Raw genomic sequence first — 11,960 nt, 5'->3', positions numbered from 1 at the left:
AAAAAAACGAAGGGACGCCCTCCTCAATTTCAGAGTGACGTCCCTCTTGTCATGCGTCCCGCATGAAGCGGGTCGATGCGCGCTCAGTTCTTCAGCCGCTCCTGGCGGAAGTCGAGCTCCATGTCGTACCAGACGGCGCCGCCGTGGACGGACTTCGAGACGCCCGTGCTGACGAAGCCGAAGGTCGAGTAGAACGGAATCAGGTGCTCCTTGCAGGTGAGGATCACGCCGTCGCGGCCTTCCTGACGGGCCTTCTCGATGAAGGCGCGGATGAGGCTCGAAGCACAGCCCTGATGGCGCTCGGAGGGGAGCACCGCAAGGCCGAAGATCGACTGCCAGTGACCGTCGGGGTTGTGCAGCGTCGCGTCCTCGAACATGTCGTCGGTGATCGTGCGGCTGTTCGTGATCATGCCGTCGATGAGGCCGATCGGACGGTCGTCCTTCATGAGGATGAGGAAGCTGTCGGCGAAGACGGCGAGGCGGGCCTCAAAGCTCTCGCGGGTGGCCTTCTCCGCCTCAGGGAAGCACTGGGCCTCGATGTAGGTAAGAACGTCAACGTCGGCGGGCGTTGCAGCACGAAGAGAGAACATGACTGAAGGTTTTTCCTTGGCGTCCCTGACATGAACGGACGCCTCTGCTACTTGTTGGAGCGCGCATCTTAACGCACCGCGGGACGCCGTGCGCCCCGGAAAAAGGCCGATTTGTATTCAATGCAGTTATCCCCTCCCCGGATACCGCCGACTGACTGTCACCCGGCCGTCACGTCACAAATTCTTCATGGTTCCTATAACGAACCTTCATCGTCCGGAAACGCCTCTGTCACAGGGGAAGCCGAGAATTCGAGCCCGTCGGATGAAGCGAAGCGGAGAAACGCAGATGAAGAGCAACGCCCGCCTCCGGCACAGAACACAAAAAACACTGACCCCCTATTGCTGAAAGGATACGAAACAATGAAACGCCGCCTCTTCCTCCGGACCGCCGCCGGCCTCTTCGCCGCCCCCGCCGCCTTCACCCTTGCCGGCGCCGCCCGTGCCGCGACCCCGACCGAAGCCCAGATCACGCTCCCCGCCGCCGAGAACATTATTTCCAGTTTTGGTTGGATCACCGACATCCACTACTGCACGAGCCCGATCCGCACGATCCCCGCCGAGGACTCGATCCGCGTCTACGCCCATTCGCTCGCCAAGATGCGCCAGGCGATCGAACTCTTCAACACCCGCAAGCTCGACTTCGCGATCGAGCTCGGTGACTTCAAGGACTGCCTCGACAACGGCGACCGTCCCGGCACGATCGCCTTCCTCGAGACCGTGGAGAGCGAGTTCCGCCGCTACAACGGTCCCCGCTACCACGTCTGCGGCAACCATGACTTCGACCTGATCTCGCTCGGCGACTTCATCGACCACACCGAGAACGCGGGTGACGCGAAGGGCAAGACCTACTACTCGTTCGTCAAGGGCGGCGTGAAGTACATCGTCCTCGACGCCTGCTACAACAACATGGAGGGCGAGCACTACAGCCTCGGCAAGCTCTCCTGGAAGATCGCCATGATCCCGACCGTCGAGCTCGAGTGGCTCAAGAAGGAGCTCTCCTCCGGCACCGAGCCCGTCGTCGTCTTCACGCATCAGCTTCTCAACACCTGGGACGAGCAGCCGCAGAACATTCCGAACGACTTCTTCATGAGGAACGCCGCCGACGTCGTGAAGGTCCTCGAGGAAAGCCGCCGCGTGCTCGCCGTGATCTCCGGCCACTTCCACAAGGGCGCCTATTCCGAGCGCAACGGCATCCACTACTACGTGGCGCAGGGCATGGTCGAGCGTCCGCTGCCGCACTCGGTCTGCGGCATGGTCCACATCGACCGCAACTACAACCTCTACATCGAGGGCGTCTACAACGAACGCTCCCGTATCTGCAAGAAGGCGTGAGAACTTCCAAAGTTCTCCATGACTTCAGGGCTCTGAAAGCGATCAGGACAATACGCTGATCTTTCAGAACACCCCTGGGAAAGCCCGTGCGAGGCCGCTAAAAGGCCCTTGCGCGGGCTTTCTCTTTTCCGCGTGCGGCCGAGGCGGACAACGAAGGCGTTGCCGAGCAGAGGCCGGCGGCTAGAATTCCGGGAAAGGGCCGCCCGGGACCAGGCGCGGCCCGAAGCAGCCCTCACCGCCCGAATTTCCCGCCCGACCATGAAAGTCCTGCGCATTCTCATCGTCCTTGTCGTCATCGCCGCGCTCGGCGCCCTCGCCTGGCACCTGCGCACCGAGGAGAACGCCCCGCCGCCCGCGCGCGCCTGGGGCAACGTCGACACGCGGCAGATCTCCCTCGCCTTCGAGGCGTCGGGCCGCATCCTGGAAATGAACTTCGAGGAGGGCGAGCGCGTCAAAAAGGGCGACGTGCTCGGGCGCCTCGACACGCGGGCGCTTGAGATCGAGCGCCGGCAGCTCGCCGCGGAGCTTGACCGCGCCCGCGAGCAGGCGTCGCTCTCGCGCGAGGGCTACCGCAGCGAGGACATCGAGGCCGCGCGCGCCTCGGCCCGGGCGCTTGAGAGCCGCCACGAGCTCGCACGCCGCACCTGGGTGCGCCAGAAGGAACTCGTCGCCCGCAATGTCTCGAGCCAGCAGAACCTCGACGACGCCCGCTTCTCGATGGAGGCCGCCGAGCGCGAGCTCGCCGCCTCCCGCGCGCAGCTCGCCGCCTACGAGGCGGGCCTGAGACCGCAGGAGGTCGCCTCGGCCGAGGCTGCGGTGCGCTCGGCGGAAGCCGCCGTCGCCGCCGCCGACTATCAGATCGGCACCGCCTCGGTGCTCGTCGCCCCCGCGGACGGCATCATCCGCACACGCACGGCCGAGCCCGGCGACATGGGCGGCCCCTCGCGCACCGTCTACCAGCTCTCGATCGTGAGCCCGAAGTGGATCCGCTGCTGGATCACGGAGCGGCAGCTCGCGCTCGTGAAGGAAGGCTCCCGCGCCCGCGTCACTACGGACACCGCGGGGACGGTGGAGGCCCGGGTCTCCTGGATCTCGTCCACGGCCGAGTTCACGCCGAAGACCGTCCAGACCGAGGACCTGCGCACGGCGCTCGTCTACGAGGTGAGGCTTGAGACAGCGGACGCGGAGAACCGCCTGCGCCTCGGGCAGCCCGTGACGGTGGACTTCATCGAATGACAGCGGCCCCTCCGATTTCCGTGAAGGGTCTCGTGCGGCGCTTCCGCGGCCCCGACGGGAAGCCCTTCGAGGCCGTCGCCGGCACGGACATCGTCGTCGACACCCCCGGCGCGGTCGTGAGCCTCATCGGACCCGACGGCGCGGGAAAGACGACGCTGCTGAGACTTCTCGCTGGGATACTCACGCCTGACGAGGGCTCGGTCGAGCTCTTCGGCCTCACACCCGACACCGGCGACCCCGCGTTCGTCGAGATGCTCGGCTTCATGCCGCAGCGCTTCGGACTCTACGAGGAGCTCTCCGTCTGGGAGAATTTCCGCATCTTCGGCGCTCTGCGGGGCGTGAAGGGCGCGGAGCTTGAGCGCCGGTTCGAAGCGCTGATGACGCTCTCCGGGCTCAAAGGATTCGAAGAGCGCGAGGCCGGCAAGCTCTCGGGCGGCATGAAGCAGAAGCTCGGCCTCTCCTGCTCGCTTCTCTCGGAGCCGAGGCTGCTCCTTCTCGACGAACCCACGGTGGGCGTCGACCCGCTCTCGCGCCGCGAGCTCTGGCGCATCCTCGACGAAATGCGCCGCCGCACCGGCATGACGGTGCTCGTCTCCACGGCCTACCTTGACGAGGCCGCCCGGTGCGATCTCACCCTCGTCATGGCCCACGGAAAACTCATTGCCTCCGGCACCCCGGCCGAACTCACCCAAGCCGCCGTGAAGGCCGGCTTCCGGCCGGGCCGCGCCGTCGCGCAGGATTCCGCGGGCGGCCCGATGCTCGCACGGGCGCTGATGAGGAGCGTCCGCGCAGCTTCTCCCCATTCAATCTGGATCGACGCCGTGCCGCACGGCGACCGCGTCGAGCTCCTCGCCGCCGCCGGTGCGGACACGCTCCCGGAGATCCCGGGCGCCGACATCTCCTCCAGAACAGCAACGCTCGAGGACGCCTACTGCGCCCTCACCTTCCCCGGCGCATCCGGAACCCCTCTCAAGTCTTCCGAAGAGGACGCCGACCGGCTCGGGCCCGCCTTCGTGATTCCAGAGGGCGACGCCGTTGTCGCCGAGCGGATCTCAAGGAAGTTCGGCGACTTCGTCGCGGTGGCCGACACCTCTTTCCGTGTGAAAAAAGGCGAGATCTTCGGTCTGCTCGGCCCCAACGGCGCGGGGAAGACCACGACTTTCCGCATGCTCTGCGGGCTGCTCCCCGCCACGTCGGGCCGCATCTCGGTCGCGGGGTCTGACCTTTCTCTGGCGAGAAGCGAGGCGCGCGCCAAGGTGGGCTACGTCGCGCAGAAGTTCTCGCTCTACGGTCAGCTCACCGCGCGGCAGAACCTCGAGTACTTCGGCGAGTGCTTCGGCGTGACCGGCCGGACCTTGAGGCGCCGCATCGCCGAGCTCACCGATTCCACCGACCTCGCGGGGCGCCTCGCCGCGCTCACGGAGGCGCTCCCCTTGGGCGCCAAGCGCGAGCTCGCGCTCGCCTGCGCGCTCATCCACCGGCCGGCGATCCTCTTCCTCGACGAGGCCACCTCGGGCGCCGACGTCGCCGCCCGCCGCGCCTTCTGGCGCCGCATCGTCACGCTCTCCGAGGCCGGCACCACCGTCATCGTCACGACGCACTTCATGGAGGAGGCCGAGTACTGCGACCGCTTCCTCATCCAGGACGCCGGCCGCGTGCTCGCGCTGGGCACCCCGTCCGAGGTGCGCCAAATGGCCAATGCTGACAGCATTGAGGACGCCTTCGCGAAGATCGTGCTCGAGGACCGCGCCAGGCGCGCCTCCTCGGAAGGAGGGGCCTCATGACCGCACGCCGCCCCGGGCCGCTCCTCCCTGTCTTCTCGCTCGGACGCTTCCTTGCGCTCCTCGGCAAGGAATACGCGCAGATGCGCCGCGACCCGGCGAGCATCTTCGTGGGCACGCTCCTTCCCGTGATCCTCATCCTCCTCTTCGGCTGGGGACTCTCGATGGACTTGACGCGCGTCCCCGTCGCGCTCATCACAGCCGAGGAGTCGCCGCTCGTCACGGCCGCGGCCGCCGAGTTCGAGGGGAGCCGCTACTTCGCGGTCTCGCGCGTCAACTCCCGCGCCGAGGCCGAGCATCTGCTCGCCTCGCGCCGGGTGGACGCGATCGTGGACTTCCCCGCGGGATTCAGCCGCGACGCGGCGGCGGGAAACGCCGTGCTCGGTCTCACAATCCACGGCGTCGACGCGAGCGCGGCCTCCATCATCCGCACCTATATCAAGGCGACCGTCGGCCTCATGCAGGAGAAGGTGACGCTGAGGGAAGAGAGCACCCAGGTCGTGGGCGTCAACGCCTCCGCGGCCTCGACGGCTTCCGTCGGCGCGGTGTCCCTCGTCTCCCGCTCCTGGTTCAACGAGGCGAACACCTCGGCCTGGTATCTCGTGCCGGGCCTCACCGTCGTCGTGCTCACCCTGTCCGCAAGTTTCCTCGGGAGCGTCGTCATCGCCCGCGAGTGGGAGCGCGGCACGATGGAGACGCTCTGCATCACGCCGGCCGCCCCGGCGGAGATCCTGCTCTCGAAGTTCCTCTCGATCCTCTCGGTCGCGGCCGTGGGCGCGGTGCTCTCCTGGCTCACCGCGGTGGCGGTCTTCGGCACGCCCGTGCGCGGGAACCTGGGGCTGCTCGCCGCGACGATCCTTGTCTACGCCGCCTGGGCGATCGCCTTCGGGCTCTTCCTCTCGGCGCACTTCCGCATCCAGTTCCTCGCGATCCAGCTCGCGGTGATCGGCAGTTACCTCCCCTCGCTCATTCTCTCCGGGTACCTCTTCGACCTCAGGAGCGTCCCGGACTTCATCGCCGTCACGGGCAGGCTCCTGCCCGCCACCTACGCGATCGAGTCCGTGAAGATCCTCTACCTCTCCGGAGGTCCCGAGCGGCTCGTGCTCTCGAACCTCGCGATCCTCGGCGCCTGGTGCGTCGGCTTCCTCGCGCTCGCCCTCATGGCGACGAAGAAGCGCCTTGACTGACGGGAGGGACGGGAAATGTTTGCCAAAATCGCCGCCCTACTCCACGCGCTCCGTCTCTCGCTCGTGCGGCTGCGCGCGCTCGCCCGCAAGGAGCTCGTGACACTGCTCCGCGACCCCGCGATGCGCCGCATCCTCGTCGTGCCCATCATCGCGCAGTCGGTGCTCTTCGGCTACGGCGCCACCTTCAACCTTGAGGAAGCGCCCTACGTGATCCTCGACGCCTCAAGGAGCCCGGCGAGCGAGGCGGTCATCCGGCGCATGGAATCGAACCGCATCTTCCGGCGCGCCGCGGACCCGCGGTCCCACACCGACTTCATCGCCGCCCTCTCTGACGGCCGGGCGCTCATCGGCCTCTGGTTCCCCGAGGACTTCGCCGACCGCATGGCGAGGGGCGAGACCGCGGAGATCTTCGTCGCGACCGATGCCAGGAACACCACCACGGCGAACGTCGCCACGGGCTACGTCTCGCAGATCATCGAGGACGTCAACCGCGGGAACGGCACCGCCGGCGTGATCGAGATCCGCGAGCGCTACCGCTTCAACGAGAACGGCATCACCCGCTACAACATCATGACGGGCCTGATCCTCGGTCTCGCGATGATCCAGGTGATGCTCCTCGCGGGCCTCGCCGTCTCGCGCGAGCGCGAGGAGGGGTCCTTCGACATGATGCTGATGACCCCGCTCTCGCCCGTGGAGATATTCATCGGCAAGGCGGTCGCCCCGATCGTGATCGGTATCGCGCAGAGCCTGATGATCTTCTCGGTCTGCCGCTGGTGGTTCGAGATCCCCTTCGCGGGCTCGATCTGGCTCCTCATCTTCGTGGTGACCCTCTTCTCGACCTCGATCGTGGGGCTCGCGCTCGCGATCTCCGCCTGGGCGAGGACGCTGCTCGAGTCCGTCGTGATCTCGTTCGTGCTGCTGCTCCCCTCCTTCGTGCTCTCGGGCCTCATGACCCCGGCTGCGGCGATGCCCGAGTGGATGCAGACCGTGACGATCATGAACCCCGTGCGCTACGGCATCCTCACGATCCGCATGATCTACTTCGAGAACGCAGGGCTCGCGGACATTCTCCCGTACCTGTGGCCGCTCGCCGTGATCGCGCTCGTGACGATCCCCGGCGCCGCCTGGCTCTTCCGGCACAAGGTCACCTGAGCCGTCAACGGAAATGGACGGGGCCCTCCCCGTCGCCGGAGAGAGCCCCGTCCCTGGCACTCAGGGGAACCCGGCCCGGGTTCCCCTTCTGAGAACCGTCTTACCCGAAGAGGATCTGGTTGACGACCAGCGTCGTCACGAGACCGAGGATCATCGGGATCCAGGTGCGGCGCACGATCGCCATCGGGGTGACGCCCGCGGCGCCAGCGACGGCGATGATGACGCCGGCGACCGGGGACATGGCGCGCAGCATGCCGGAGGCGAACTGCATCGGGGTGACGAGCGCCTCGACCGAGCCGCCGAGACCCGCGGCGAAGGACGAGTAGGCGCCGACGCCCGAGCCCGTGAGGAACGTGACCGCCGAGACGATGCCCGTGAGGACGACCGTCATGAAGCCCATGCCGGCGCCGATGCCCTGGGCGGACTTGATGAGGAGGTCAATGAGACCCGAGGCCTGCAGGCCCGTCGCGAAGAGTTCGGCGCAGATGATCAGCGCCACGATGCCCGCGAACATCTTGCCCATCGACTGCCACATGGCCTGGGCGTCCTTGAAGATCTTCTTCACGTCACGCAGGCGGATGATCTCGATGATGACAACGAGCACCCACACCATAAAGAGCGCGCCGATCGTGTCGAGCTTGATCGAACTGACAACCAGTTTCGAGAAGATGATGAGGAGCGCGATCGGGAGCACGGGGAAGAGCGCGTACCACTTCGGCACTTCCGGCGTCTCGGCCGCCTTCACGGCCGCGGCCTCGGCGTAGGTGTCGTCGTTCTTCCTGTCGTAGTAGCGCTGCACGAAGTAGTGCGCGACGCAGCAGACGACGAGGGTCGGGATGGCGAGCGGCAGCTGATACTGCACAAGATAGATGATCGGGTCGAGACCGGCCACCTTCGCGGCGAGGTTCGCCGTGCCCGCCGTCGGCGTGAAGGTCATGCCGGCCGAGGTGCCGATGACGGCCGCGGCTGCCGCGGGCGAGGTGCCCACCGCCTTGAGGATCGGGAAGAGAGCCACGAGAAGCAGCATCGCGAGGCCCGCCGCGGACGGAATCACCATCACGAGCACCTGGCCCACGATGTAGCCGGCGGCGAGGACGAGGTACGGGGCGCGCAGCTTCGCCAGGGGCTTCACGGCGATGTCCACGAGTGCGCGGGCCGCGCCGATGCGGTCCATGTAGGCCGCGAAGCCGCCCGCGGTCATGATGAGAAAGCCGATGCCGGAGCTCTGCTTCGTGGCGATGGTCTTCAAGGTCACGAAGATGTCAAAGAGCCAGAAGCCCGAGGTCTTGGCGCCCTTGGGGAGGAAGTTCGCGTCGCCGAGAAGCGCGACGCAGACGAGGATGACGAGACCCGCGAAGAGCAGCGTCATGTGCGTCTGGTAGCGCTTCAGGAGCGCCCAGCCCGCGATGACCGTCACGATGACGGCGATGATCGGAAGAATGCCGGACATTTAATAGTCTCCAATGATCTCTGGAAAAAAATTGCGGGCCGGGGGTCAGAGCCAGCGGGCGAAGTCGGCCTCGAGCTTCTCCGCGGCGGCGTTGATCGCGGCGCGGCGGCGGTCGGCGGCGGCGGTGAGCCTGCTGAGCGCCTCACGGTCCTCGTCGATCATCGCGGCCACCTCGGACGGACGGGCGCTGCCCGAGGTCGCGCGGGCCTCGACGATCTTGGCGGGATCGAGGGCCTCGTGGAACTCGGCCTCGCTCATCGGGAGCTCCGTCGAGGCGCCGGGGAACTCCTGCTCGATCTCCTCGCGGTAGATGCGCTGCATCTCGGCGTAGGGGAAGTCGAGCGGCAGCACGCCGTTCGCACGGGCGTAGGACACCATGCGGCTCGCCATGTGGTGGCCGATGCGGAAGGGGAGGCCGTGCACGCGCATCAGGCGGTCGGCGATCTCCTGCGAGGCGGTCCAGTCGCTGTTGAGCTCCTCGAGCGCGCGGGCCGGGTTGATGCGGAGGGCATTGAGGACCTTGAGCATGCGCTCGCACATCGTGAGCGCGGTCGCGGTGAGGCGCCCGTTCTTCGCGATGTTCTTGCCGTCCACCATGCCGGGGACGAGGTTGTGGACGCGCATGAAGACGGCCTGCATCTCGGAAACGACCTCGGAGCAGTCGCCGCGCAGGTTGTTCATCAGGCCCGGGTTGCGCTTCTGCGGCATCGCCGAGGAGACGTACGTGTTGTCGCCGCCCTCCTGAAGCAGGATCCAGGGACGGGGCTGCGCGTACTGCACCATGATGTCGTTCACAAGCGACCCGAAGTGAATGGCGACGGCGCCCGTGATCGAGGCGTACTCGAGCATCGTGTCGACCGGGGCCTCGCAGGTGGCGTCAAAGGCGTTGCGCACGGGGCGCTCGAAGCCGAGCGCCGCGGCCATGCCGTCGCGGTTCAAGGGCCACCCGGTGCCGTTGAGCACCGTCGCGCCCATCGAGCAGATGTCATAGCGCGCGAGGTACTCCTCGAGCCGTTCGCGGTCGCGCAGGAGCGGCGCGATGAAGCCGAGGAGATAGTGCGCGTAGCTCGTCGGCTGGGCAGCCACGCCGTTTGTGTAGTTGGGGACGATCGTGCCGCGGTGCGTGTCGGCGAGTTCAATGAGCTTCGCGATCACGGCGTCAAAGGCCGCGGCGAACTCGAGCGCGCGCTCGCGCTGGATGCCGATGCGGGCCGTCGAAAGAATGTCCTGGCTCGAGCGGCCGGCGTGGATCGCGCTCACCTCGGGGCCGGTCGCGGCGATGAGCAGCGGCTCCCAGGCGATGTAGCTCGCCGGGCGCTTCGCCGGGTCCGATCCGCCCTCCTCCACGGCGCGGATGCCGCGGGCGGCGAGGCGCGCGGTCTTCTCGTCGATCAGGCCGCTCGCGCCCTCGACCACCACGGTCGCCTTGTTGATCTGCGTGATCCAGTGGAACATGTCGTGCTGCATAAAGTGCTTTTCCTCTTTTCTCGGGCCCGGGCGGTCACCCCCGGAACCCTGATTCATCATCGATGGATGGGATTCTTGCGCCGCGGCACACACGGGACAACGGCCTCTGACGCAAAGTAATTTTGCGCACGACGCAAAATGAACCCCGCCCGCAGGCTCCTCCGGGATGCGACAATTGCCTGCAACGGGAAGCGTTCTCCCCGCTTTTCGCACTAAACAGATCTCTTCATCAGGATGGAGTCCCCTCATGTCCCGCACGGATGACCTCTCGGCCTGGCGTCACTTTCTCGCCTTCACGAAGTCGGGCACCCTCACCGCCGCCGCGAGGGTGCTCGACACGGAGCCCTCGAGCATCTCGCGCTCGATCACGTCGATCGAAAAGGCGCTCGGGTGCGCGCTCATCGTGCACGGCGCGCGGCCGCTCAAGCTCACGCCGCAGGGCAGGAACGCCGCGAAACGCATGGAGACGATCCTGCGCGCGCACGACTCCTTGATGGAGTCCCTGATGGAGGACTCGATGACGCTCGAAGGGACGATCCGCCTCTCCTCGGCCCCGGGCTTCGCCTCGAGGCAGTTGACGCCCCTTCTCTCCGAATTCGGCGCCGAGCATCCCGAGATCCGCATCGAGATCCTCTCGGGTCTCAAGGAGGCGGACGTGAAGAAGGGTCTCTGCGACGTCGCCACCCTCACGGGCGAGCCGACGCTGCCCGGTCTCGTCTGGATGAGCCGCGGCCGCAACGTGTACCTCCCCGTGGCCTCGCCCGGCTACATCCGCACTCACGGCATGCCGGTGGACCCCGCGCAGCTGCGCACCCACACAGGCTACGTCTACTGCGGTCCCGTCCGCCCCGAGACGAAGGAGCTCTCCCGCGGCGGGCGCACCGAGCCCCTCCACTTCGGACAGACGATCCGCTCGACCGACATCCTCGCCATCCGCAACGCACTTTTGTCCGACATGGGCATCGCGGTCGACATGCCCTTGGTCCAGACCTGGGAGGACCTGGTCGAGGGACGTCTTGTTCCCGTGCTCCCGGGCTGGAGCAGGCCGCCCGTGGAGTGCTTCATCGTCACCTCGCGCGCGGCCTGGCACAGGAAGCGCGTGCGCGTCTTCGTCGACTGGTACGCCCGGGCGATGCAGCGCCTCTTCCGCGGCTTCGAGGAGAAGATCTCGCCCATCATCGGTCTGCCGCTTGACAACGACCACCCCGACCGCGACAGGATCTTCCGCTCCTGACGCCCCGGAAAATCATTCAGGAGAGCCTGATTTCATGGGAAAATTGCCTGACGTTACGTATTTATGCGTACTCTTGCAACTTGCAACCGATTCGGTATAACTCCGGGTCATGTGAAAGGGGCTGCGATCGGTCAGACTGAGCGCTGCCCAATAGAATTTCTCCCGCTGATCTGTTTCTGAGGCCCGCTACCCATGAAAACGCTTCACACCGCCGCCGCGCTCATCGCGCTCTCCGTTTCCTTCTCCGCCGCCGCCGCTCCCGAGCCCACGCCCGAGTCATGCGGCGTCGGCTACATCGCCGGCGTCGCCGAGAACGAGGGGCTCGCCAAGGCCCGCGCCATCTCGGCCGCCTGCGTGAAGAAGGGCTACCTCTCCGCCAAGGAAGCCGCCGCGCGCGGCTGGGACGCCACGAAGGAAGGCACGGGCGAGGGCTACGAAGCGTCGAAGGACTTCGCCGCCCGAGGCTGGGACAAGACCAAGGAAGGTGCCGCGAAGGGGTGGGAAGCCACCAAGGAAGGCGCCGGCAAGGGG

10 protein-coding genes are annotated in these 11,960 nt (G+C 66.8%); 7 read left to right on the top strand and 3 right to left on the bottom strand.

Translation table 11 applies throughout. The features are described from left to right. Positions 1-83: 83 nt before the first annotated feature. Positions 84-590, bottom strand: a complete 507-nt coding sequence (locus Q4F91_RS10740) for a GNAT family N-acetyltransferase (protein ID WP_303337559.1) — start codon at positions 588-590, stop codon at positions 84-86. A gap of 360 nt (positions 591-950) precedes the next feature. Between Q4F91_RS10740 and Q4F91_RS10735 the strand changes: the two genes are divergently transcribed. From Q4F91_RS10735 to Q4F91_RS10715, 5 genes are all read left to right on the top strand, one after another. Then, positions 951-1,922 carry a metallophosphoesterase gene (locus tag Q4F91_RS10735; RefSeq protein WP_303337557.1) on the top strand — a complete coding sequence of 324 codons (972 nt, stop codon included), beginning with the start codon at positions 951-953 and terminating at the stop codon, positions 1,920-1,922. A gap of 258 nt (positions 1,923-2,180) precedes the next feature. Further along, positions 2,181-3,158 carry an HlyD family efflux transporter periplasmic adaptor subunit gene (locus Q4F91_RS10730; RefSeq protein ID WP_303337555.1) on the top strand — a complete coding sequence of 326 codons (978 nt, stop codon included), beginning with the start codon at positions 2,181-2,183 and terminating at the stop codon, positions 3,156-3,158. Beyond that, entirely contained in the window at positions 3,155-4,942 is a 1,788-nt protein-coding gene (locus tag Q4F91_RS10725; RefSeq protein WP_303337554.1) for an ATP-binding cassette domain-containing protein, read from the top strand. Before Q4F91_RS10730 ends, Q4F91_RS10725 begins: the two co-directional genes overlap by 4 nt. Continuing rightward, positions 4,939-6,126 carry an ABC transporter permease gene (locus Q4F91_RS10720; protein ID WP_303337552.1) on the top strand — a complete coding sequence of 396 codons (1,188 nt, stop codon included), beginning with the start codon at positions 4,939-4,941 and terminating at the stop codon, positions 6,124-6,126. Before Q4F91_RS10725 ends, Q4F91_RS10720 begins: the two co-directional genes overlap by 4 nt. A gap of 15 nt (positions 6,127-6,141) precedes the next feature. Then, positions 6,142-7,278, top strand: coding sequence for an ABC transporter permease (locus tag Q4F91_RS10715; RefSeq protein WP_303337550.1), 1,137 nt, complete (start codon positions 6,142-6,144; stop codon positions 7,276-7,278). Positions 7,279-7,378: 100 nt separating this feature from the next. Here Q4F91_RS10715 and dcuC read toward each other — a convergent pair whose 3' ends face one another. Then, positions 7,379-8,728: a C4-dicarboxylate transporter DcuC gene (gene dcuC / locus Q4F91_RS10710; protein WP_303337549.1), complete on the bottom strand. Its 1,350-nt coding sequence runs from the start codon at positions 8,726-8,728 to the stop codon at positions 7,379-7,381. Positions 8,729-8,773: 45 nt separating this feature from the next. After that, positions 8,774-10,195, bottom strand: a complete 1,422-nt coding sequence (locus Q4F91_RS10705; RefSeq protein ID WP_303337547.1) for a lyase family protein — start codon at positions 10,193-10,195, stop codon at positions 8,774-8,776. Between the two features lie 247 nt (positions 10,196-10,442). On the opposite strand from Q4F91_RS10705, the gene Q4F91_RS10700 reads away from it, so the two are divergent. Both Q4F91_RS10700 and Q4F91_RS10695 read left to right on the top strand, forming a co-directional pair. Continuing rightward, positions 10,443-11,429 carry a LysR family transcriptional regulator gene (locus Q4F91_RS10700; RefSeq protein WP_303337545.1) on the top strand — a complete coding sequence of 329 codons (987 nt, stop codon included), beginning with the start codon at positions 10,443-10,445 and terminating at the stop codon, positions 11,427-11,429. 192 nt (positions 11,430-11,621) lie between these two features. After that, on the top strand, positions 11,622-11,960 hold a 339-nt coding region (locus Q4F91_RS10695; RefSeq protein ID WP_303337543.1), incomplete at its 3' end, for a hypothetical protein.

This window comes from Sutterella sp., assembly GCF_030539355.1.
GTDB lineage: Bacteria > Pseudomonadota > Gammaproteobacteria > Burkholderiales > Burkholderiaceae_F > Sutterella.
Note: the sequence above shows the minus strand (reverse complement) of the source record. Positions and strands in the feature narration are given on the sequence as shown.